Annotated in this window: 17 protein-coding genes and 5 pseudogenes; 5 read left to right on the plus strand and 17 right to left on the minus strand. The window is 67.8% G+C overall.

Annotated features, from left to right (window positions below; genetic code table 11):
* Window positions 1-123 precede the first annotated feature (123 nt).
* From JOD57_RS14080 to JOD57_RS14090, 3 genes are all read right to left on the minus strand, one after another.
* The gene (locus JOD57_RS14080) at window positions 124-690 is read right to left on the minus strand and encodes an IclR family transcriptional regulator domain-containing protein (RefSeq protein ID WP_204692594.1); all 567 of its coding nucleotides are present in this window, start codon (window positions 688-690) and stop codon (window positions 124-126) included.
* 286 nt (window positions 691-976) lie between these two features.
* Window positions 977-2,134: an MATE family efflux transporter gene (locus tag JOD57_RS14085; protein WP_204692595.1), complete on the minus strand. Its 1,158-nt coding sequence runs from the start codon at window positions 2,132-2,134 to the stop codon at window positions 977-979.
* A gap of 247 nt (window positions 2,135-2,381) precedes the next feature.
* Complete coding sequence (locus tag JOD57_RS14090; RefSeq protein ID WP_204692596.1) at window positions 2,382-3,683, minus strand: polysaccharide pyruvyl transferase family protein; 1,302 nt, start codon at window positions 3,681-3,683, stop codon at window positions 2,382-2,384.
* Window positions 3,684-4,476: 793 nt separating this feature from the next.
* Here JOD57_RS14090 and JOD57_RS14095 point away from each other — a divergent pair.
* Window positions 4,477-5,370, plus strand: a complete 894-nt coding sequence (locus JOD57_RS14095) for a glycoside hydrolase family 26 protein (RefSeq protein ID WP_204692597.1) — start codon at window positions 4,477-4,479, stop codon at window positions 5,368-5,370.
* Between the two features lie 161 nt (window positions 5,371-5,531).
* Window positions 5,532-6,357: pseudogene (locus tag JOD57_RS14100) on the plus strand (transposase family protein).
* Between the two features lie 86 nt (window positions 6,358-6,443).
* Here the strand turns inward: JOD57_RS14100 and JOD57_RS25450 are convergent.
* Together JOD57_RS25450 and JOD57_RS14105 are read right to left on the minus strand one after the other, a co-directional pair.
* A pseudogene (locus JOD57_RS25450) lies at window positions 6,444-6,722 on the minus strand (transposase); the annotation flags it as partial.
* Between the two features lie 78 nt (window positions 6,723-6,800).
* On the minus strand, window positions 6,801-7,040 hold the full coding sequence (locus tag JOD57_RS14105) for a transposase (RefSeq protein ID WP_204692598.1): 240 nt from the start codon (window positions 7,038-7,040) through the stop codon (window positions 6,801-6,803).
* 241 nt (window positions 7,041-7,281) lie between these two features.
* Between JOD57_RS14105 and JOD57_RS27290 the strand changes: the two are divergent.
* Window positions 7,282-7,747 (plus strand): annotated as a pseudogene (locus JOD57_RS27290) (transposase); the annotation flags it as partial.
* Window positions 7,713-8,194, plus strand: a pseudogene (locus tag JOD57_RS27295) (transposase). The pseudogenes JOD57_RS27290 and JOD57_RS27295, both read left to right, overlap by 35 nt.
* A gap of 449 nt (window positions 8,195-8,643) precedes the next feature.
* Here the strand turns inward: JOD57_RS27295 and JOD57_RS14115 are convergent.
* From JOD57_RS14115 to JOD57_RS14145, 7 genes are all read right to left on the minus strand, one after another.
* Window positions 8,644-9,549: a polysaccharide biosynthesis protein gene (locus JOD57_RS14115; RefSeq protein ID WP_239568461.1), complete on the minus strand. Its 906-nt coding sequence runs from the start codon at window positions 9,547-9,549 to the stop codon at window positions 8,644-8,646.
* A gap of 446 nt (window positions 9,550-9,995) precedes the next feature.
* Entirely contained in the window at window positions 9,996-10,751 is a 756-nt protein-coding gene (locus JOD57_RS14120; RefSeq protein WP_204692600.1) for a DUF8471 domain-containing protein, read from the minus strand.
* Entirely contained in the window at window positions 10,732-12,435 is a 1,704-nt protein-coding gene (locus JOD57_RS14125) for a putative glycosyltransferase family protein (RefSeq protein ID WP_204692601.1), read from the minus strand. The genes JOD57_RS14120 and JOD57_RS14125 overlap by 20 nt, the downstream gene beginning before the upstream one ends.
* A 337-nt stretch (window positions 12,436-12,772) precedes the next feature.
* Complete coding sequence (locus tag JOD57_RS27300; RefSeq protein ID WP_204692602.1) at window positions 12,773-14,080, minus strand: glycosyltransferase family 2 protein; 1,308 nt, start codon at window positions 14,078-14,080, stop codon at window positions 12,773-12,775.
* A gap of 11 nt (window positions 14,081-14,091) precedes the next feature.
* Window positions 14,092-15,090 (minus strand): glycosyltransferase family 2 protein, encoded by a 999-nt coding sequence (locus JOD57_RS27305; RefSeq protein ID WP_204692603.1) that lies wholly within the window; start codon window positions 15,088-15,090, stop codon window positions 14,092-14,094.
* A gap of 815 nt (window positions 15,091-15,905) precedes the next feature.
* The gene (locus JOD57_RS14140; RefSeq protein WP_204692604.1) at window positions 15,906-16,394 is read right to left on the minus strand and encodes a metal-dependent hydrolase; all 489 of its coding nucleotides are present in this window, start codon (window positions 16,392-16,394) and stop codon (window positions 15,906-15,908) included.
* 80 nt (window positions 16,395-16,474) lie between these two features.
* Entirely contained in the window at window positions 16,475-17,266 is a 792-nt protein-coding gene (locus JOD57_RS14145) for a glycosyltransferase family 2 protein (protein ID WP_307824681.1), read from the minus strand.
* A 564-nt stretch (window positions 17,267-17,830) separates the two neighbouring features.
* Here JOD57_RS14145 and JOD57_RS27310 point away from each other — a divergent pair.
* A pseudogene (locus tag JOD57_RS27310) lies at window positions 17,831-18,166 on the plus strand (glycosyltransferase); the annotation flags it as partial.
* A gap of 406 nt (window positions 18,167-18,572) precedes the next feature.
* Here JOD57_RS27310 and JOD57_RS14150 read toward each other — a convergent pair.
* From JOD57_RS14150 to JOD57_RS14170, 5 genes are all read right to left on the minus strand, one after another.
* Complete coding sequence (locus JOD57_RS14150; protein WP_307824682.1) at window positions 18,573-20,651, minus strand: SpoIIE family protein phosphatase; 2,079 nt, start codon at window positions 20,649-20,651, stop codon at window positions 18,573-18,575.
* Between the two features lie 492 nt (window positions 20,652-21,143).
* The gene (locus JOD57_RS14155; protein WP_204692607.1) at window positions 21,144-21,650 is read right to left on the minus strand and encodes a GGDEF domain-containing protein; all 507 of its coding nucleotides are present in this window, start codon (window positions 21,648-21,650) and stop codon (window positions 21,144-21,146) included.
* Window positions 21,651-21,742: 92 nt separating this feature from the next.
* On the minus strand, window positions 21,743-22,009 hold the full coding sequence (locus JOD57_RS14160; RefSeq protein WP_204692608.1) for a hypothetical protein: 267 nt from the start codon (window positions 22,007-22,009) through the stop codon (window positions 21,743-21,745).
* Between the two features lie 29 nt (window positions 22,010-22,038).
* On the minus strand, window positions 22,039-22,200 hold the full coding sequence (locus JOD57_RS14165) for a hypothetical protein (protein ID WP_204692609.1): 162 nt from the start codon (window positions 22,198-22,200) through the stop codon (window positions 22,039-22,041).
* 23 nt (window positions 22,201-22,223) lie between these two features.
* Entirely contained in the window at window positions 22,224-22,751 is a 528-nt protein-coding gene (locus tag JOD57_RS14170; RefSeq protein ID WP_204692610.1) for a hypothetical protein, read from the minus strand.
* Window positions 22,752-22,779 lie beyond the last annotated feature (28 nt).

The raw sequence follows: 22,779 nt of genomic DNA on the forward strand, positions 1-22,779 counted from the left end.
GCGCCGCGCGCCAGACCTGCCGCGAGGAGCCCCCGCCATCACGAACCCCCCCACGTCCACAGCCCCGCGGACCGTAGCAACGCCGCACCCCAGGCCGGACGCCGACAGGCCGCCGGCCATCGCCTACGAGGTCGAGGAGGCCAGGGGTGGGGCACCGACCAGGCCGGTGCTGAGCCGGACCAGGTCGGTGGCGATGGTGCGCAGGTCGAGGTCCTCGAGGTAGACGGACGGAGCGATCAACGCCAGGGCGGCGGTGACCTCGCCGTCGCCGTCCCGGACGGGTGCGGCGATCGAGGTGACCTCGCCACGCACACCGCCGACGAGGACGTCGTGTCCGGTCGTGCGCACGCGCGCCAGGCGTAAGGCGAGCAGGGCACGGTTGCGCACGGCGAACGGTGCGCGGTCGAGCCCGCCGAGCCGGCGGTCGAGCACGTCCGGCGGGAGCCAGGCCAACAGCACGTGCAGCGGGGCCTCGGTGCCCGGCAGCAGCGCGGTGCAGTCCAGCTGCGGGATGACCAGCGGTTGCGGCGGCGGGTCCTCGCGTCGCCGGCACTGCACCGCGTCGCCGGACCACCCGAACACCATCACCGTGCCGCCGGTGGCCGCGGTCAACAGTCGCAGCTCCGCCGAGACGTCACCGCCCGGTGGTGCCGCCACGCTGTTGCCCTCGAACTGCACGCGGTCGCTCACGTCAGGCCCCCGTTTCGATGACGTGCGAGTCGCAGTTTTGCACCGTGTATGGGAATCGCAAACTTGAACCAGGCTCCCCCTCGCACAAGACCCGGACGACATGCCGGTTCACGCTCGGAAACGGACACGGGAAGCACGACTCGCGGACGGGGTCCGCATAAGGCGCCGGGGGGCGTTTGGCCGCTGTCAATCTACACCGAGAGACCGCCGGGTCGTGCGGTGACTCGCTGTCGAGTTGAGCTGTCGCGCCGACGACCACGTTGGGGTCCTTCCGTTCTCGCGGACCTCAGAGGTCAGATGGAGCGTTGACGTCCTCGCCGAGACCTGCGCGTCCGGCTCGCGATGCATGGCGAAAGAAGATTGACGGACCAGCGCGCAGAAGGGTGGGAGACATGATGGCGGCCTCGATCGTGAGCCCCACTAGCACGCCTATGGTCAGCCCGTTGATCCCGTACAAGCGTGCTCCAACAGCCGCGCCTACGAGCTCGAAGAGTGCCCCCGTTACAGCCACGAAACTGCCCTGTCGAAGACGGCCCTGCACCCTCATGACGGCAATGTAGTGGGTCTTGATGGCCATGGGTACGTAGGCGATGGTCAGCAATTGCAGAGATGCAGTACCGCTGGCTGAGTAGTCGGCGCCGAAAATCCGCAGTAGCTGAGGAGCGAGGATCGCCAAAACAGGCCCAGCGATGATTCCGAAGGCCAACGAGAGCCGAAAGCTAAACCTGAGCTTCTCCGCCAATTCGTCGAGGCGGCCCGCTCCGATGGCGAAGAGAGCCGTACTTAGATGGGTGGGTATGACATAAAGGAATCCCGCGATCATCCAAGCAATGAAGAAGGCCGCTCCAGCCGATGGTGAGATGACCGTCGTGGCCATGACGGGGAGGAGTAGTCGAGGGACCTGGCCTGCCAAGTTGAATGCGTTGTGAGCCGATGTTGCGCCTCTCAGCGAGCGCAGGGTGGCCCAATCCGGGCGCGCAACCAACGTGCGGAGTGTTGTCGCCGTGGGTAATGCGAGAACCGCGAATGAGACGGCCAGCCCTACTACCCATGCTGCAAGCACACCACCGGCGCTGTCTCGAGAAATCACAGGAAGCAGCGTATAGAGCAGCAGCCACTTGACGAGCGCGAAGACGCTGTTGCGCGCTAGCTGCAGGGGCCCGGCCCCTAGTCCAATCAAGGCCAAGTCAAGTACGAATGAAACACCGGTGAGTGCCGCGCCAAGCACGAACAGCACGTCAATCAAAACGTCCGTGACGTCGAAGGTTTTAAGGTGTCCGATATACATGACCAGGAGCACTACAATTGCAAGCATCGATGAAGCAACAGCAGTGGAGACGAGGGACGCCGAGACGAGGCCTGGTTGAGGACTCCTACCGCCGCGCAACTCACCGACGAGCATAGTCCCAAGACCAAGCATTCCAACTGTGCCGACGACCGTCATAACATTCACGGCTGCGGATCCGTAGCCCACGGCTGAGGGGGGCAGCCACAGCGCCGCTGTCCACCAAAACACCAGACCCAGTCCTGAGGTTACGACAGTCGTGCCAAGCAGAGCCCCAGCCGTGCGTAGGACGCCGCCATGGCGATGCCACGCCCCCTTGAGGGCGGACGTCATTGGACGTCCTCGGGGCAGGTTGCTTGCAGCAGTCGGTGCATCCGACGGAGCGCGGCGACGCATGAGGCTCGGCTCACCGGCCTTCCCCATTCACCTTCTCCGCAAAGATTGCGTAACTCTGGTCGGCCCGCTTCGCCATTTCCTCGCTCCGCACAATTCCACCGGCGCGTACGTCGACTGGAACTATAACTGCCCCTCGGATGGCGGACTCGAGGTTCGAACGCAGGGCAGCGCTCCGCAGATCGACAGTTTGGACGAGATCCCCGTACAGCGCCCTGAGCCCCGTGAACTTTTGGTCGTAGTAACCCGACGCCGACAGACCTATCACCGGCACTCCTTGCGCGAGAGCGAACACGGCTGCGTGATAACTGCCTGTGATGACGGAGCGACACCGGCCCGCTGCTCGCATGAGTCCCTCCGGAGAACTGATGGGCTCGGCTGTGAGGCGGGGGCCAGTGGAGCTCACGGGCACCGCAAGAGCTCTGACCGTCGCTTGCAAGTCAGCCTCCTGCGAATACTGCGACACTGGTAGAGCGAGCAGGTCCATGCCCAGGCTTCGGGCTGTGTCGGCCACCGTCTCACCGATGAGCGAAAGGAGGTCCTGGCCGACTTCGGAGTAGCCACTGACTCGAACGTTAACCCCGAGGAGGGCCTCGGGCACCGCTTGGCGGTTCTCTGAAACCACGTCGGTGAGCGTGTCATCACCTGTCACGGCCAGCCAGCCGCCGCCAAGGATCCGCGACGGTCCTGTATGACCGCTGATCAAATACCGATCCGGAGCCTCGCCCGAGAGCAGTCCTTCCTCCTTGAGGAATCGCAGCCCAGAGGGGCCCTCCCGCAAGGTTAAGACATCTAGGTTGCCGAGCACGGTCGCAGCTAGCCGACGGAGTGGTCGAATCGTAAGGGGTCCGATCCCCTGGCCGAACATCGCCGTAGGACAGCCAAGTCGCTGAGCGCGCCAGATTGTTGTCAGGACCCCCGCTCCGTGCCACCACAGCGGGTCGCACAGGTAGCCGCCGCCGGCTGCGACGACGAGGTCGGCCCTGCTGATTGCAGCGCGCAGTGATCGTCGACCCGGACGTGCATGGCTCTTTGAGCGCCTGATCGGCATGAGCGGTGCAGCTGACTTGTAGCCGTGCTCTGCTGCAAGAACCCATCGCCGACGCAGCGGTCGGATCAGTGGACGACTTACGAACTGCGTGAGGACGGGGAACGTGCCTGGGCAAAACCTCTGAAGTGAGTCAGCCGCATTGCACACAACCTCGATCTCTGCGTCCGGCCATTGGCGCCTCAGTTGACGGACGCATGACTGCAGCATCGCGATATCGCCGACGTTGAGCAGGTCGTACCCGCTCTGCTCGACAAGGATCCTCATGGCTCCTCGGGTCTGATCAGGTCGCTCTCGCGCTCGAGTCTCACTGTTGACTGCTGGACCTCCCGCGGAGCGTCGCCTTCTCGGTCGGACGCGGAGGTAGCGACAGTCCACTGATGAGAGTGAGGGGCTCCGCGAGAGCATGGCCGACGGCGAGGGGCGCCGCACGTCGGGGCGATGCGGAGCGAGGTCCCTCGCCACGAGTCAGCGGTCGATCTGACAGTACTGACAGCCATCAGACGGGGGCGAGGGATCGCAGTGATCGCCACGCACTACGGTGTGTCACACAGCGATTGCTGACGGTTATGTCACGGTCACTGACATGCATCGCCAACAGCTCGACGCAGCATCGGAGACCCGCTCATCTTCTGGTGCAGTAGCTCGCTGGTCCACAAGGTCGATACAGTGCTCCCAACCCAAGGAGGCAAGGACTGCTGCCGCACTGGGCGCCGGTGGCCGTCGCTCCCCGGAGCCGGGCCGACCACACCTGCGGTCGCATCGAGTCCTGTGCGGCATCGTCGGGACCGCCCTTGCCGCAGGCCTGACCCTTGGCCTGCCTCCCGCGACAGGAACGATTGCGTTAGACGACGGACGGCAGGCCGCTTTCAGCGACCTCAGTATTGCAGCCTCTCAGAGGAAGGGCCCTCGGCGCTCAAGCCCCGCCGCTCCAACCAACGCAAGTCCAGTAGCGACCGAAAGCTGGGCCAACCAACCGGCTGGCGCCCCCTCAACCCCCTCAATCCCCGCAACGTCCACGACGCCTAGCACTATCGTCCCCTCCAGCAGTGCGAGCGACATGAGCAACATCCCGGGACTGGGCTGGAGCAGCGGTGCCTACGTCCCAGGGTCGACCCCTAGCGGCTATGCCGCATTTGCTTCCTGGCGAGGACGGCTGCTCGACGTCGTCGTGGACTGGCCGGCCCGTCAGAGGTGGAGCGACATAGTCGACCCAGCATGGCTTTATCGCGCCTGGGCGGGCACCCAGTACACCAAGGTCTTCGGAGTCGCAATGATTCCGGAGAACGACGGCGCTAGCCTGGAATCCTGTGCGCAGGGCGAGTACGACGCGCGGTGGCGCCAGTTCGGCAGCAACATCGCGATGGCGGGTCTGGCAGCCAGCACCATAATCCGACTCGGTTGGGAGTTCAACACGGACAACTTTGTCTGGGCCGCCCGCGACCCAGACGCCTTCAGCGCGTGCTGGCGCAGGGTATTTACGGCCGCCGAGACAACCGCCCCCGAGCTGCGCTGGGACTGGACGGTCAACCGTGGCCCCAGTCAGGCGCTTTCCGACCCTCGGGCGGCTTACCCGGGAGATGCCTACGTCGACATCGTGGGTGTCGATACGTACGACATGTGGCCGGCAGTCATGACCGACTCAGATTGGGCTGTTCACTACAGCGGGCCTTACGGCCTACGGTTCTGGGCCGACTTCGCCGACTCTCACGGAAAGCCGTTGAGCGTACCGGAATGGGGTGTCATTTCTGGCACTCTAGAAGCCGGCCACAGTGGCGGGGACAATCCGCTTTTCGTGGAACGCATGTTTCAGTTCTTCCAATCGCTTGGACCCAATCTCGCCTATGAGGCCTACTTCAACGCAGAGGGATCGGGTTGCGGCTGCGCCTTAAATGACCCCACTAACAACCCGTTGGCGGCAGCGGCATACCGAAGTGCCTACGAGCCCGGGTGATTGAGCCATTCCCAATAGGGGGCCTGGAAGGTCGGGGAGGACACGCCGACGGTGGGGAGGTGACCAGGAGAAGCGCAGGACCCCGGTACGAGGGACGTCTTCTCACGGATCGTCTTCCCACCCGAGGTCCTGCTGTGTCCGATCCTGTCACCTACACCGCCGTGCTCCCGGTCGCCGAGGAGTCCGTGCACTTCGTGTCGAACCTGCTGGCGGCCGAGCGCCGCCGCCGCGGCACCCGAGGCCGGCGGCGGGCGCTGGGCTGCTACCGGCAGGCGGTGCTAGTGCTGCACTGGTTTCGTCAACAGCACCCGGCTGACCCAGCTGACCAGAGACAACGCCATCGGCCGCTCGACGGCCTACCGGTCTCTGCACGAGGGCATCGACGTCCTGGCGGCCGCGGCCCCCGGGCTGCGCGACGCGCTGCTGGCCGCCCGCACCGCCGGCCATCCACACGTGACCGTGGACGGCACGCTGATCCGCACCGACCGCTGCCATGCCCCGGGTCCCCCCGCCCGGGCCGACCGCGGGGATCGCCGGGTGGATCTGTGGTGGTCGGGCAAGCACGCCGCCCACGGCGGCAACGTGCAGGTCATCGCCGCACCCGACGGCTGGCCAATCTGGACCTCTGCCGTGCGGCCGGGCCGCGAGCACGACACCACCGCACTGCGCACCCACACCGAGGCGCTGCCGCTGCTGGCCGAATAGACCGACCAGGACCATGTCGTCCTGGCCGAACTGGGCTACGAAGGCGAACGGACGGCGCTGACCGCGTCGATCAAGCACTCCGCCGAGCGCCGGCTGACCGCGGACGAGCGCTGCGTCAACCTGCTGCACGCTGCGCTCAGGGCCTCCGCCGAACGCGGCAACTCACTGCTCAAGACCAGCTTCAAGGCGCTGCGCCGAGTCAGTCTCTGCCCGTGGCGGATCGGCGCGATCACCGCCGCCGCCCTCGTCCTGCTCCACCACATGCACGACCGCACTACGTGATCAACAGAGCGGCGGACCCCTACTGGGGAAAGGTTCAATTGTCCGAACCGACGTTCACCGTAGTAGTCCAGGCCAGGGGGACGTCTGGAGCAGCGGGCGCGGAGCGCGGCGAGCAGCCGGCAGGCCGCGTCGCGGTCCTGCAGGCCGGCGATGGTGACCACCACGGCCAGCAGCAGCCCGCCGGTATCGACGGCCAGATGGCGTTTGCGGCCGTTGACCCGCTTGCCGGCGTCGTAGCCGCGGGAGCGCGCGGGCACGCTGTCCGCAGCGCGGACCGAGGCCGAGTCGATCACCGCCGCGGTCGGGAGGGGGTGCCGGCCGGCGCGGATCCGGGTTCGGTCGCGCAGCGCGTCGTGGGTGCGCACCCAGGCGCCGGCGGCCGCCCAGCGGCGGAAGATGCCGTAGACGGTTGTGGCCGGCGGGAACTCCGCGGGCAGTGCGGCCTAGGCGATGCCGCCGCGGACCAGATAGAAGATCACGTCCAGCACCCGGCGTCGGTCGTGCTTCTCTGGCCGGCCACCCCGTCCGGCGATGTTGCCCGGTGGTGGCAGCAGCGGCTCGAGCAGCTGCCACTGCGCCGCGGGCAGCGACGAGGACGGATAGAACCCGTAGGCCGACGGCCTTTCGGAGGTGACCGCATGCGTCGGGCATGACAGGCACGAGCAGACCGACGAGATTGACATCCGAGCTCCTGGTGAGGGCTGGACGGTGTAAGAACCACCCGCCCTACCAGGAGCTCGTCACGTCACCCCCGCCGCCACGCCGCAGCCGCCGCGCCGGTTATGAGACGTGTTCTGAGGGTGGTGTCCCCGCTGGTGGTGTAAGTCCAGGTCACCGCTCGCGTAGAGGACCACGTAGAGGGGGCCATCGTGTGATGGTCAGCGGGACCACGCCAATGGTTCTCGCGGAAGGACACAGCACACGATGGCCCGGGACCAGTCTGCCCTGCTCGAGGTGCTCGAGGCACTGAAGGCCGCCGAGGTCGATGACCGGATCCGGTCGGCGGCCACCACGATCTACCAGGCCTTGATCGAGGCCGAGCTCATTGCCGTGATCGGCGCCGCGCCGCACGAGTGCACCGAGACCCGGACCGCCCAGCGCAACGGCTCTCGGCCACGGACCTTGGACACCACGGCCGGGGATCTGGAGCTGCGGATCCCCAAGCTGCGCGCCGGATCGTTCTTCCCGTCGCTGCTGGAACGCCGGCGGCGGATCGATCAAGCGCTGTTCGCCGTGGTGATGGAGGCCTATCTGCACGGGCGTGAGCACGCGGAAGGTCGACGATCTGGTGCGGGCGCTGGGCGCCGACACCGGGATTAGCACGTCCGAGGTGTCCCGGATCTGCGCCGACCTCGATGCCGAGGTCAGCTCCTTTCGGGACCGCTCGCTGGCCGAGCAGGGTCGCCGCGGCGATCCGCACGATCTTCGCCCAGCCCGATGCCGAGCATGTGCGCTCCCAGCTCGACGTCATCGCCGACATGCTCGGCCGCCAGTTTCCGGCGGCGGAGGCGATGCTGCGCGACGCGGCCGAGGACGTGCTGGCCTTCACCGCGTTCCCGGTCGCGCACTGGAAAAGATCTGGTCGACCAATCCGCTGGAGCGGCTGAACAAGGAGATCAAGCGGCGCACCGACGTCGTCGGCTGGAGGCACCTCCCGCTTGCGGGGGACCTTCCCCACCCCGAAGCACTGCTCCGGCTGGCCGGCGAGGTCCTGCTCGAGGCGCACGACGAGGTGCAGGTCTCCGACAGCCGCCACCTCTCCGAAGGCCCCATGGCCCAGCTCAACCGACCCCAGCCAGCCGAGGAGGTGGCGCAGCCGGCCCTGATCGCGTCATAGTCACCCCACCGCTGACCGACACGGTGAGGACTACATCTACCACTGAGCGGGACGTCACCGGACGGGGTGGGACCTGCGTCGCTGCATCTCGCCGAACGAGAGCGCGAGGCTTGGGGCAAGTAGATCTTCAGCGGAAGCGCGGCCTGCGATTCTGGCGTGACCCTGGCGAGGACCACGACGAACGAATATCCCTGTTCGAATGAGGCGTTGCAACTAGGCGACAACTGAAGTGGCGGCGACAGACCCAACGTCACCATTGGCATGGTCGCATTCCTTGAGGACTTGCACAACTGCGTCGGCTACCAGGCCTACTTCCAATACAGAAACATTGTGGGGTGGCACAGGCTCAAGACTGACCTACCTGTGGAAGGCAGCCTACCGGGACATCCTCGGCGTCCCAGCCCGAGGACCGCTGCCTCAGGACGAGGCAGCGTGAGGTCGAGCCGTGGTCAATCTTGAGCTGTCGGCGGCTCTGGGGGTGTCCAGCTTGCGGGTCGGCGACTGCTCCGGATCGTTAAACCGGCGTACCGGGCCACTCGTGGCCAGAGGACCAGCGCCTCGAGAAAGTTGGCGACCGCGAAGAACGCACAGGTGCCGGTGAGACCGAATAGCGTCCCAACGGCTCCAGCCGTAATCTCGACGAAGCTGGCGATAAGGGCCACCCTTGCCCCTAGCCTGAGCTGGCCCTCCGCTCTACAGACGGCGATGTACAGCGGCTTCACCGAAACGAATGGTGTCGCTAAAGCCAACGAGACCAGGCCCGCTTGAGCCCGTGTGTATTCAGCGCCGAAGAGCGCCAGCAACGGCCCGGCCAGAGGAGCTGCGGTCAGAACCGTGAGCGCAGCCACTGTTCCGCTGATGCGCAGGCTGAAACGCAGGTCGCGGGCGAAGTCCTTGGGTGCCGCTCCTGCGCTCGCGAAGAGAGCTGTTGCGAGGTGGGTAGTGATCACCCATGCGGAGGAGATGAGGAGCGTGGCCGCATAAAAGGCGGCGTTGGCTTCTGTTCCGAGACGAGCCGCGACCACCACCGGGAGGACCAGTACGGGGGCGTAGGAGCTGGTGTTAGTGACATGGTGGGCAAGCGCCGAGCGACCGAGACCCTTCAATACCATCCCAGGGCGCACTAGTTCCGGCCATATGCTATGGTTGGCTCGAGCTGCGAGTGGAATCAGCGAGATTAGGTGACCCAAGAACCACGCGCCGTAGATCCCCGTCGCTCCTAGGCCGGCCGTCATGGCGATGACAGGAAGCAACAACAGTTTGGCAACGGAGAAGATGATGTTGCGGGTCAGTTGCGGTCCACTCTTCGACAAGCCGATGAGGGCGTAGTCGAGCACCATAGTCACCGTCGTCACGGCGCACCCGCCCACGAATAGGACAGCCGGCCCGGCCCCTCCACTAGAGAGTGGATGGTCCGATACCAACCCTAGGGCGACCGCAGTGACGATTCCGCTCACGACCCCGGCTGTCCCCGAAATCGCCAGGGCACCGCCGACGAGACGCCAGGGGTGTTCCGGCCGTCTGGCCAGCTCGCCGAGGAGTAGGGTCCCCAGGCCAAGTGTGGCGAGTGACCCGGCCAACTGCATCGCGGAGATGGCGACGGAGGCCGAGCCGAACGCCGACGGGTCGGACAGTCGTGCGGCTACGGTCCAGAATACGAACCCCAACAGCGAGGTCACCATGGTTGTCCCGAACAGCGAGGAGACGTTGCGGACCAAGGCCCGGCTATTGAGGGCGCTCAATAGGGACAGTGCGATCGCGAAGAGCGGCTTCCGGTGCCCGCCTACCCCGGCGCCAGTCGTCACGGCGCTGCTACTCGCACTTCATGGTAACCGAGCGCCGTGGTCGAACCTCCGAACAAGCGGACGACAACCTCGCCTTCAGACGATGGCTGTAGAAGCTTCGTGTACGTCTCGCCGTCAGCGAGGGTCAGCGAGAGCGTCGTGACGGCATCTCCGGGCAGCGTCGTCTCGACTCGGTAAGCCGTCGCGATGCCCTCAAAGTTGTGGATCTCGAGGAGGAGCCCACCAGCTGCCGGGACAAGGGAGAGTTGAGTGAGCGGCTCGGCGTCGAATCTCTTTTCGCTGGCAACCGATACCGCCAGAGCGCCTGCCAAACAAGCGGCGACAACCACACCGGTGACCGCCCACAGCCCTCGAGAGCCGGTGGATCGGGACAGCGCACGACGATCGAGTACTACTGAACCCTCGCGATTCGAGACGAGTGCCAAGGCCGCGAACAGTGCCGTCGTCGCAGCCAGCGTAACTGCCACCGTCAAACTCGAGATGCCACCGGGCAAGGCAGAAGCCATCGCCACGTCGCCGGTGAGCACGATGAGCGAGCAACCCACTGCCAGCGCCCAGCGCTCGAGGCCCTGCGCCGTTGGCTGGAGGATGACAACGACGAACTGGCCGGGTACCACCAAGGCAAGCGGGAGCCCCAGCAGCACGGAGACAGGGGTCAAGTTCATCGCAAGTGCGATGAGCAAACAAGCCCAGGCCAGGGTTACGGTCCCGACCACAACGACGGGCGACCACTCACGGACCTCCGGTGGCATAGACGGACCCCCTCAGGTCGTAGACGCGGATCGTCCCGTCGTCGAAGAGACGTTGCACTCCCTGAACCTGGTCGAGGGCCGTCAAAGCTGCGGCAGGGATGGGGCGGGTGTACGTGCCGGCGAGGGGGTCGAAGTTGAACCACGTTCCCCGGTCTGGTGGAGGCAGTTGCCGGGTCAACCTGTTATCCACGATCAAATACTGGATCTCGTACTCACGTACGAAGTCACCTGCGGCGGCAGAATTTGGGTCCGTGAATAGTGCGGCGTAACTCCCACGTATCGGGAACTGGTTCCCTAGCGTGCCGACTGCGGTGACGTTGCCGAAGTCCGCCGCAAATCGATTGCCCGGTTCGAATGAATCTTCGATCCACGCGGCGGTTTCGATCGTGTGTCGATCCATCGCGCTCTCATAACCTGCGACCTGATAAGTCGGGAGCCGCTCGTAGCGGGGCGGCCATCCCGCCGTCACACCGCCCACCGTCAGGATCAGCAACGCAATGCAGCCGGCCGTCCTTGCTCCGTGCAGGGCGCTAGGTCTCCGACGGACATGGTGTCGACCGGACGAGGACAGTCGGCCGTCCTGCGCTCCGGTCAACACTACTGCGGTGGCCGCAGCAGTGAGCAGCGCCGTGAAGGCGTAAGCGCGCCCGGCCAGTTCGGTACCCTCCGAGGCGACCAGACGAATGACGATGACCAGGAGTTGCAGAGCGACAGCTGTGGCGCTGAGCGTGGCCATGAAGCGCTGTGCACGCGGCCATGCAATAAAGATGGCCACGGAAAGTCCGACTAAGGGTATGAGGATTGCCCCGTACGTGAACGCTCGCTCGATCACCGGCTGACCAGCACCAGGCGCGCCTCCAGTACCACGTTCCTCCGTGGCGACGCCGCTCACCAGCTCCTGCAGTGGTCGGCTCAAATACCCGACTACGCTGTGCGCCACGGTCAGAGTCCATGCGCCTAAAAGGCCCGCGTGGACAACGGTCGCTGCTGCCGTCCAGGGGGCTGACGATCGGCTCGCGCGGTACAGGGCCTGAGCGATACTGAGGCAAGCCAGGGCGGCCAACGTGGCGAAGCCCGTGAGGTGATGCGTGACCACGACGAGCCCACTCAACAGTGTTATGAGGACGAGTCGGCGCGCGCGCCGCTGTGTCCTCCCCAAACGCAGCGTCTGTCCCACCACGAGGATGGCGATGGGTATTGCGAGCGTCTGATAGGCGAACATCGTACTGAACACGGCATACGGCCCGACCAGATAGACCAATGCGGCAAGGGCTGCTGCCCTTGAATCTGGGGTCAGCGTGCGCAGTAAGACGAGCAGGGCAGCGGCGCCGAGCACGTGCCCGACGCCGGCAGTAAGCAGCGCCGCCTGGTGCAGTGGCAACCCGGTCAGTCGCACCAACCCGACAGCAATGGATTCCAAACCCGGATATACGGAGCTCACGGGGAGGCTGTAGTTGACGGGGAAGAGGTGACCGGTCTGCAGGATCTCGACGGCGGATCGCTGGTGCTGCAGCTCATCGGAAAACTCAAGCCGGACGGGTGCGTAGGCGACTCTGTTCAGCCACTGTCCGACGCTGTACGCGATGACGGCGGTGGAGCGCGCGATAGGACTCTGGCTGCGTGCTAGTACGACAGCTGCGGCCGCGATCACCAGCAACCCCTGACCGGTCCAGAACAGCGGCACGGCCCAGGCGGCTCCCCCCCGCGACCCCGCATAGGCGAGGGCGACCAGCAGGACTGACAAAGCCGAGACGCACAGCGACAGCGGGAGGACGGGGCCTGCCGCATGACGCGGGGGAACGTGTCTCCTCCGCGCAGCGGAGTCCGGGGTTACCGATGCATCGCGTGACTGCACGTTCTGCGCGGGGCTGCCGACCTCAAAGGGCACCTTCGTGTCCCAGGTAGCGTTCATGGACCGCGTCCACTAATGCTGCCAGCCGCCTCAACCAGGTCGGTGAACCACCTGTGACGGCGGGCCCAAGTTTGAGCGATGGATGATTCTGCGGCGTCGGTCATGGCGCCTACCCCTTCGTCCGCGGGAGCAGGGGGAGCCGAGCTCGGCGGCGCTCACTCACGTACAAAAATGGTCCCGACAACATCGCTCGACGGTTGGACGCCAACAGCTCGGCCGGAAAGTCTTTGCCCGTGGTAGCCACTCGCGGACTGTCGCCACCAAAAAGGTCCCGTACCGCTCTCGGGACGAGTCGGAGGAGTTGCCACACAGTCGAGGGGCGTTGCAGGACCATTGCTGTGTAGAAGGCGGTCAGCCCGGTGCCGTATCCCTCCAACTGAGCGGCCAGAGCGGCTCGGTCGGAGCGGTGCAGGTGACGGACGATCGCCGATGGGCGGTAGGCCATGCTACGACCACGTAGGAGGAGTCGCGTGAATACCAGAGTGTCCTCGCCTGCGCGAGTGCGTGTGCCAGCGCCCAGTGCCTCGTCGAATCCTCCGAGAGCAAGGAGGTCGGGGGTCCTGAAGGCCATGTTGGCCCCCACTCCGAAAGGTGGGAGAGGGTACAGCGGGCTCTGTCGGGCAGCGGTTGCCCGGGAGAAGACGTCGGGAGAGAACCCGCGTCCCTTCGAGTGCCCGCCGAAGCGCTCGAAGAGCACTTGGTCCGTCGTCTCCAACGCCAATGGAACGACCAAGCCCGACAGGGCTGCGATGTCTGGTTCTTCCACGAACGCACGGACAACCTCTGCGAGCCACCACCGATCAGCGGACGTGTCGTCATCGAGCCACGCGATCAGTGGGCTGCGAACGATCTCGAGGGCGCGGTTCCTGGCCCTTGAAAGGCCGGGTCGCGGCTCGACGACGTATTGCAGGTCCAGCCGCTCGGCGTAGGCGCGGGCCACCTCCTGGCCAGCAGAGCTGGTGGGGGTGTTGTCGACAATGATGACTTGGGTCGGCGCGTGCGTCTGCGCCGTGAGGCTCTCGAGTGTGCGCATGAGACCCCGCGGGCGGTCACGCGTACAGATCACAACGGAGCACTCCTCGGCCTGGCGCAAGGCTCGAACCCGTCCCTCTGTGAAGGGCGAGCTCGTACGCCCGAGGCCGTCCGTCGTGAGGTGTTCGAGGGATAGTCCGATCTCAGCGAGGCGTTGTGTTAGAGATGGACCAAGTGCCTCGATGAGGAGCTGCAGTACCTGTTCTGGACGGATCGGCGCCGCCTGGAGTTCTCGCTCGATCAGACCCAGTGGCTCTGTGAAGGCCCGCACGAGCAGCCATGCTGAGTCACCCGTCGTCCGTCCGCGTGCTGGCAGCCCAGGGATTCCGTCAGCCAACTCAACGTCGCGGACAGTCGCCGCCACCTCACGATCAACGTCGCTCACGTGACTGGACCCTAGGTGTCCCGCGGGCCCGACGTGTCATCAAGGGCAGGTATGCCGGAGGCCGCCAAGTCCAAGAGGTGCTCGCCTTGCGTCCGGACCCGGACCGGGAGAGTGAAAGCCACAGCAGCAGTCAGCGTGCCGATCATGGCAGCAGCAGCGCGTTGGGCGCCTGCCCGCTCCCCGCGGAGCACGGAACAGAAGTCAGCGAGAACGCCGCGGGTGAGCACTTGACGCGCGAACGCTGCCTCGTCACCAAGGTCACGGCCGCTGCCCAGAGTCACCATTGCCCGCTTGCCACGCCCCTCAAGCCAGCACCTGCGGACAAAGAACGTGAAGGTGGCCCGCTCGGGTGGGACACGGTGCCGGACGACCGCCTCGGGGACGAAGCGCCATCGAGCCCCCAGGCCGGTGAGGGCACTCATCCTCAGGCACAACTCTGTGTCCTCCGGCTCAGAGAGGGCCCCGACCTTGCCAAAGGACGTGTTATAGCCGCCAGCTGCCAGGAATGCTGTTCGCTCCACGAGCGTGTTCCCACCCCATACATTGCGCACGTCACCGGCAGGCTGGCCAGGTGTGGTCGCCCCTATCACCCATGAGAAGGCTGGTGGAAACCACGGGGGGGGATCGTTGGGCCACACGGGGAGGATTGCTCCTCCGAGGCCGACTGCCCGCGGATATCTCGCATACGCGGTGACCAGGTTCGCCAGCCAGTCAGCTTCAGGCTCCTGATCGTCGTCGAGAAACGCGAGGAGTGGGGTCGTAGCTGTATCGGCCCCGGTGTTGCGCCCGCCGGAAGCTCCAGGAGGGAACCGATTCGCCACCACCACCACATTTGGACCTGCGTGCGCGCATAACCGTTCGAGCAATCGGGGAGCATGATCGACAACGACGACGAGGCTGCACGGCCGGGACTGCGCGTGAACCGCCGCTATCGCTCTGGCGATACTGTCCCAGCGGTCCTCTGTGTAACAGGTCAGGACGACGGTGACGTTCGGTTCGCTGTGCTCCACCTGATACCTCCGAGGCCCTGGCGTTTCCGGCTAGTCGATCACGATCTATCAGACGGCTGACGGTCACCACTCGTAGCTTGAATCGCCGCACGACATGGACGGGCCCCATCGGTCGAGGTCGGTAAGTGATGAGTCGCGGGAGGCGGTCACGTTCTGTAGTGATGCTCCACAGTGGTGTTAGCTGATGAGACAGGACAACTCGTCGAGTTATGCTGTACGGCTGCGGATGACTCCTGCGGATGCAGCGGTAATGCTCCTGCTTTCCTATAGGGCCGCGCCCCACGTCGCTCTGCTGCAGGCGTTGAGCGGACTTGACAGGTCGACTGGCGGCCGGAGAGCAATGACGTTGTGTTGCGACACGGCTCCTGTGTGTAGCTGAAGTGTCGACTGTATGGCACTATTGAAGAGCCGTGTGGCCTGGACGACGGGAGAGGGGCATGAGGGATGCCGCGGATCGTATGAACGGAGGGACCTCCCACAGTCTCCTGCTGTGCCGTTGTGGGCACGATCGCCTAGCCCATGAGCACTATCGTCGAGGTACGGATTGCTCGGTCGCCAACTGCGGCTGCCGTCGGTTCCGCCGACGCCTCTTCAGTCCCTTGGCCCAGCAGTCTTGGTTCTACTCAGTTGGCTCGACTCCCATAGTAGCTGCGCTGGGAGACGCAGGCCTGTCCTCCGTGCAGAAAGGGCGGTGATGCTGGAATGACGCATCACCTTCCGCAGCCTCAATCCAGCCCCCTATGGCACTAGTGGGGTCGAGGTCGCATCTCTTACTCAGCGTCGCTCAGACGATCGATGTTGTAACACTGTAGAGTTCATGTGGCCTTGACCGTCCGGGAGCACCTGACCTTTGCCAGGAATGCCAAAGCGACGAGATAGGTCCAGTAGGGGCAGCGTGTTGAGATGTCGCTGTAGGGCCACAACAGCGGGACCCCGGGTCCGGTCGCCACATCGCGTAGCAGGTGCAACAGTACCCCCACCGCCGCCCCGATGAGCCATCGCATCTGTGGGACTGCGCTCAGTACTACGAGTAGGGCCACGACGACCAGCGAGTGTGTTGGAGGTCGACCGCCGGCTACCGCGAAGGCGCCGTCGGTGAGGTACAGCGGGACGTGGTCAATGTCAATTGCCACGCAAGCGAAAATGGCTGCCCACCAGATGGCGTCCGGAGTATGACGCGGCGCGAGTGCGGCAAGAGCCACCCAAGCCGTCGCCAAGTGCGCTGGTTCGTCGAGCAGTCCGACGACGGTAACCGACCACGGCTGTGCCTGTTGAACGAAGTCAAGCGACATTACGGCGGCCACCAGAGCCCACGGGACCGCCCAGGGCCACCGGTGCAGAATCTCGGGCGGACGCCGCAACGGCTCAGGGTGCATGGTCCCGGTCAGGCGGTGCGGGCCAGCTCCGCTGCCGCGCAGGGTGCGGCGACCAGTGCGACGACCGGCAGCGGGAGGGCGGCCTCGCGGACGACTAGTACGTGTCGGCCCTTGCCGTTGACCCGCTCGACGGCGAGGGCACGCAGCACGCGCAGCCCGTCCCGCCAGGTGTTGAGGTTGCTCTGCCCGTGGATGCGCTCATGCTCGAAGCTGGGCACCTCGGTGATGCGGAGGCCGGCCTTGGCGATGCGAGTGTTGATCAGCGTCTCGATCTCGAACCCGTCCCCCCAGAGCTTGGCGTCTTCGCCGGGGCCGGTGGCGTCGAGTTCGAGCGCCGGGAGGCAGTGCGCCCAGAAGGCGTTGTAGCCATAGCAGAGGTCGGTGTAGCGCGTGCCGAACAGCGCGTTGGCGGTGCGGTTCAGCCAGCCGTTGCCCCAGGCGCGGGTGCGGGTGATATCGGCGCTACCGCCACCGGCCGCGAAGCGGGTGCCCTTGGCGAAGTCGGCGCCCGCGACCAGCGCGGCGACGTAGGCCGGGATCTCCCGCGGGTCGGCCGAGCCGTCGGCGTCCAGCATTACGACGACGTCGCCAGTCACCGCGGCGAAGCCGCAGGCCATCGCGTTGCCCTTGCCCTTGCGGTTCTGCCGCACGATGACGACGTCCGGGCGCAGGGACCGGGCAACCTCGATGGTCCCGTCACTGCTGCGGCCGTCGACGACGATCACCTCGTGCAGGTCACCCGGCAGGAGGGCGAACACGTGCGGCAGGTTCTTCGCCTCGTTGAAGGTCGGGATGACCACGCTGATGCGAGGCGTGGTGCTGCGGAGCGGGGAGGAGGTGCGTGCACGCGGCATAATGCGGGTCCTAGGGAAGAGGGGCCAGTCTCGCCACCGGCTCAGGCGACCAATACGCCCGGTGGGTCAGCGCTCGCCCGAGAGCTGAGGGTGATCGACGAGGTCCGCCGCGCGACGGCTCCGTTGCCGCCTCGAGACTGCTGTGGGCCTCGCGTCACCGGCCCCCCGTCACCGCGTGTCGTCGTCCATGCGGTGGTAGTCACCAGTTTGGGGGACGAATGCGTCCGAGTCCATAGGTTGACCGCAACTCTTCAGTCGAATCTCCGGTGCTTCCACTCACACCCGGTTGATCCGTCCGGTGCGGAATCCATCGGTCCAGATGGTCATGGGATCGCGCGGTGTTGCCCGCGGTCGGCGGGGAAGGCGGGCGACCGGGAGACGGTTCGACGGGGGGGCTTCATGATCGGAAGATGTGTGCGGTAGGGGACCCCACCATGGGAATCGCGACCTTCATCACCGAGAGTCACCGTGGTCGTACCGACGTACAACGAAGCGGCGAACCTGGCCGCGGTGTTCGAGGCGCTGCCCGACGACGTCTGGGTGCTGCTGGTCGTCGACGGCTGGTCCACGGACGGGCCGGTCGAGACCGCTCGGCAGCTCCTCCCGGACGCGCGCATAGTGACGCAGACGCGGAAGGGCAATGCCCTCGCCTGCGACTTCAACAACGCGCACGGCGACGTCGCCGTGATGATCGACGTCGACGGCTCGACCGATCCTCGCGAGATCCCCGCGTTCGTCGAGGTCCTGCTCGACGGCGCGGACTACGCCAAGGGCAGTCGGTTCGCGCAGGGCGGGTTCAGCCTCGACATCACGCCCGTGCAAGAGCTCGGCAATGTCTTCCTCAACACGCTGGTCAACATCCTGTACCGCACGTGCTACAGCGACCTCTGCTACGGCTACAACGCCTTCTGGCGAGACGTCCTGCCCGTGCTGGGCCTCGACTGCGGCGACAAGGCCCTGGACATGCGGTGGGGGACGGCTTCGCGATCGAGACCATCCTCAACGTCCGCGCGGCTCGGGGTGGCCTGCGCAGCATCGAGGTACCCAGCGTCGAGCAGCCTCGGGTGCACGGGAGAGCAAGCTCAACGCGGTGCGGGACGGACTGCGCATCCTCCGGGTCATCGTCACCGAGCGGCGACGGACACCGGTCTCCGCTGCGCAGCCCGCGGACGCGCCCGAGGCCCCGTCGGGGGAGTGGCAGCCGACCACCGTCAGCCACGGGGACACGCACCGGGTCCCTGTCGGTCGTGCCTCAGGCCGGTGGCCAGGTGGGGGCGGCGGGGTCCGGCGGGACGACGTCGGGCACCTGTGAGCGGCCCGCCGACGCCGGCCGCGGCCGGTCCTGGCGGTGCAGGCGGACGGCGACCAGCGCGACGTCGTCGGTCGGGTGGCCGTCCACCATGCGCTCGACCACCAGGTCGCACAGCTCCTGCAGCGGCCTGCCGCTGAACTCGGCCAGTGCCGCGGACAGCCGGGCCTGGCCGTCGTCGAGGTCGGAGTCGCGCCGCTCGACCAGGCCGTCGGTGTAGAGCAGCACCGTCGCACCGCGCTCCAGGACGGCGACCCACTCCCGGCGGGGGGCGGTCGGGTCGACGCCGAGCAGCAGGTCGGCGCGCGAGCCGCGCAGGACCGAGACCGCGCCGTCGGGGCCGATCAGCATCGGCGGCGGGTGGCCGGCGTTGGACCAGCGCATCCGCGTCGTGCCGCTGCTGATCTCCTCGGGCGTCTGCTCGAACCGGGCGACGGCGGCGGTGGCCAGCGAGCCGAACTGCAGCAGCGCCATGGCGCGGTCGAGGTCGCCGAGGACGGCGGCCGGACCTGCGCCGGTGCCGATCGCGATGCCCCGCAGGAGGCTGCGCAGCTGGCCCATCGTCGCCGCGGCGGCGCTGTCGTGACCGACGACGTCGCCGATGACCAGCGTGGTCGCCCCGCCGGCCTGCAGGAAGGCGTCGTACCAGTCACCGCCCACCGCGGCGCCCTCGGCGGCCGGCAGGTACCGGACGACGATCTCGGCGTGGTCGGGCTCGGGCGGCGCCGTGAGCATCGAGCGCTGCAGCTCGAGGGCCAGCTGTCGCTGGGTGCCGTAGAGCCGCGCGTTGTCCAGGGCCGTGCCGACGCGGTCGGCGACGTCGGACAGCGTCGCCACCTCGTCGGCCGTCGGGACCCGGCCGCCGGTGTAGAACAGCGACATCAGGCCGAGCGTGCGCCCGCGTCCGCGCAGCGGCAGGGCGAGCGCCGCGCTGGGGGCGAGCTGCGCCAGCATCCGCCGCGGCTCGCCGGCCGGGGTGGCGGCCAGTGCCTCGGCGCCGGTCAGCTGCACGGCCTCGCCGGTGGTGATGGCGCGCGCGGCCGGGGGGAGGGAGGGCAGTGCGGCCAGGCGTGCCCGCGCGTAGCGGTCCAGCAGCCCGCGCGCCGTCTCGTCGGCGTGCCAGGTGCTCGCCGCGGAGGCGCGTCCGTGCTCGTCGAGGACGCTGACGATGCACGCGTCGGCCAGCAGCGGCACGGCGACGCGGGGCACCTGACCGGTGGCCACCTCGGCGTCCATCGAGCCGGCCAGCTCGGTGCTGATCCGCGCCACGGTGGCCTGCCGCTCCGCGGCGCGCCGGACCTCCTCCTGCGCGCGCACCCGGTCGGTGACCTCGAGGAAGTACACCGACAGCCCGTCGGCGGTGGGCCAGGCGCGCAGCTCGTACCAGCCGTCCAGCGGCGCGGGGTAGTGCGCGTCGAAGGAGATCGGCCGGCCCGTGGCCACCGCCCGGCGGTAGCTCTCCTCGAAGAGGGAGTTGACCGCGGCGGGGAAGGCGTCCCAAATGACCTGACCCAGCAGGTCGTCGCGGGAGCGGCCGAGCAGCCGCTCGGCCTCGGCGTTGACGTGGGTGAAGCGCCACTGGGGGTCCAGGGAGTAGAAGCCCGCCGGCATGGCGTCGAGCACGCGGGCCACGCCGAGGTCGTCGGCCCGCTCGTCGGTGACGTCGTAGACGGCGCCCAGCAGCCGCGTGGCGACGCCGCCGACGTCGCACAGGGCCCGGCCGCGGGCCGCGATCCAGCGAGTGGTGCCCGCCGGCAGGCAGACGCGGTAGAGCGCGCTCAGCTCGCCGCAGGTCTCGAGCGCGTGCCGGATGGCCGCCGCCACGTCGTCGCGGTCGTCCGGGTGCAGGCGGCAGAGGAACCCGTCGATGGTGCCGTCGAAGGTGGTGCGGTCGTGGCCGAACAGGGCCAGGCAGCGCTCGTCCCACTCGAGGACGCCGGTCACGAGGTCCCAGTCGAAGGCGCCGATGCCGGCGGCCTCCATGGCGAGCCCGCTGCGCAGCGTCGCGGGAGTCCCGTCCACGTGCCGCCGTGCCGGCACGGGGCGCGCACGCAGCGGCCCGGTGCGTCCTGCGTCCACCTCGGTGCCTTCCCCGGTCCTGGATCCGCCGGTCCGGGGCCGGACCCTCCCGTGAGCTCGAGAAACGGATCGGGATGTGTCTACAACAGTGGACCCGTTGCGAGCAATGGGATCGGGCGCGGCGAACATGCGGTGTGGCGGATCCGTGACTAGGCGCAACCCGGTCGGGTCCGTAGCCTTGTCATCGAGGGATAGCCACCACGGGGGCCGGGGCGGCTGGGGGAGACGTGGTCTGGTGGGGCTGGCTGCTGCTCGCCTGGGTGGTGATCGCAGTCGTGGTCGGGATGGGTCTGGGCATGGTCGTCCGGGCGGCAGAGGGACGCGAGCTCGGTCACGATCGAGCGCGCGTGTTCCCCCCGGACGTGTTCCGCGGTGACGGGCGCCCGCCGGACGAGTCCCCGCCCGGCAGGAGCCCGCCCGACGAGCCTCCCGGGGTCAGCGGACCCCTCGGTAGCGGATGACGGAGCCGGCGCCGGCCGAGCGGGCGGTGGTCAGGCTCAGCGTCGCGCGCCGCAGCACCTCGGCCGCGTCGGCGCCGTCCTCCAGGACGGCGATGCCCGCACCCGCACCCAGTCCCGGGAAGCCGAGGTCCCCGACCTCCGCGGTGAGCCGGGCGGCCACCGTGTCGGCGTCGGTGGGGGACCCCTCGACGAGGACGGCGAACTCCGCCGGCCCCGCGCGGCCGATCCAGTCGTCCCCGCGCAGCGAGGAGGCCACCAGGCGGGTGGTCGCGTCGAGTGCCGACGGCGGCGTGGGCCAGCCGTCGTCGCGGCGGAGCAGGCCCACCACGAGGAGTGCACCGGGGCGCCGGGCCGGGTCGGCCAGCCGCTCGGCCAGCGCGGTGAGGACGGCGACCCGGCCGGGCAGCAGCGCGGCGCAGCCGTCCGCGACCCCGGGGGCGGCAGTCGCGGCGGGAGCAACTGGGTTGTGCGTGATCGTCATGCAGGGGGGATCGGCGCGGCGGGCCCGGCCGCACAGCCGGGATCGGCCCGTCCCACCCCCAGGGGTGAGGCCGGCCCGTCGGTCGGGCGCGCTCAGACGGTGGCGGGGGACCGGAGTGAGGGTGGGCCCACCCAGCGGACGTACACCGGGGTGACCGCGTAGCGGACGGTGCCCACGGAGACCGTGGCGACGTCGGTGCACGTCAGCGTGCTGCCGTCGGCGGTGGGCTGGGCGACGCCGGGGACGCCGTTCGCGGACGTGCCCGCGCAGGTGCCGCTGGAGACGAGGCCGGCCCCGAGCAGGCTGCTCTCGCGGGTGATCTGCCAGCCGGTGACCGGGGTCGGGCCGGGCGGTGGCACGGGCCAGGTGACGGTGGACGTGCGTGAGGTCAGCGGGCCGCTGCCGGTGACCGACGGGCCGCCGCGGCGGCCACGGCCACGGCCCGTGCACCGCCGGTGCCCTGGCCGGTCACGGTCCAGGCCGCCTGTGCCGGGACGGCCGGCGCGAGGAGCCCCGCGACCAGCAGCAGCCGGCAGACGGCGCGGGCCACGACACCTCCTCCCGGCCGCGTGCTCAGGCGAGGACGCCGGAGACGGTGAGGGGGACGCTGAAGGACGCGCCCTGGCACCCGTCCTCGGCGGTCGCGAGCACCTCCAGCGCGCCGGGGACGGTGACCTGCACGCCGCTGGACCCGGCGGGCACGCGGACGGCGGGGGACAGGGCGAACGACGGTTGCGCGGGGACGACAGAGCCCGCCGCGCAGCTCCGCCCGGACAGCGCGGTGACGGTCACCGTGCCGAGCGAGACCGTGGTCAGGTCGACGGCGAAGGCGTTGGGGTTGCTCACCGTGGCCACGACCGTGCCGGCGGTGGACGAGCCGTGGCCGCCCGCGGGCTCCGGGTGGAGCGTGGCGGTCGGGACGGCGGGGGACACCACGAGGTCCTGGACGGTGGTCGCGCGGGCCGAGCCGGTACCGGTGCCGACCGCCAGCCACGACGCGGTGGACACGCCCGCGCCGAGCAGCAGGACGGTGGCCGGCAGGACGACGCCGGTGCGCCTGCGGGTGCGGCCGCCGGTCCGGACGCGGCCGGTGCGGGTCATGTCGTGCCTCCGGTCGGACGTGCGGCAA

The organism is Geodermatophilus bullaregiensis (assembly GCF_016907675.1).
GTDB lineage: Bacteria > Actinomycetota > Actinomycetes > Mycobacteriales > Geodermatophilaceae > Geodermatophilus > Geodermatophilus bullaregiensis.

What these genes read in the sequence shown, in the direction of transcription:
- JOD57_RS14085 (WP_204692595.1), bottom strand. Translation starts at nt 2,134, where the DNA reads ATGACGGTCGTCGGCACAGTTGGAATGCTTGGTCTTGGGACTATGCTC.
- JOD57_RS14090 (WP_204692596.1), bottom strand. Translation starts at nt 3,683, where the DNA reads ATGAGGATCCTTGTCGAGCAGAGCGGGTACGACCTGCTCAACGTCGGC.
- JOD57_RS14095 (WP_204692597.1), top strand. Translation starts at nt 4,477, where the DNA reads ATGAGCAACATCCCGGGACTGGGCTGGAGCAGCGGTGCCTACGTCCCA.
- JOD57_RS14105 (WP_204692598.1), bottom strand. Translation starts at nt 7,040, where the DNA reads ATGTCAATCTCGTCGGTCTGCTCGTGCCTGTCATGCCCGACGCATGCG.
- JOD57_RS14120 (WP_204692600.1), bottom strand. Translation starts at nt 10,751, where the DNA reads ATGCCACCGGAGGTCCGTGAGTGGTCGCCCGTCGTTGTGGTCGGGACC.
- JOD57_RS14155 (WP_204692607.1), bottom strand. Translation starts at nt 21,650, where the DNA reads ATGACGATCACGCACAACCCAGTTGCTCCCGCCGCGACTGCCGCCCCC.
- JOD57_RS14170 (WP_204692610.1), bottom strand. Translation starts at nt 22,751, where the DNA reads ATGACCCGCACCGGCCGCGTCCGGACCGGCGGCCGCACCCGCAGGCGC.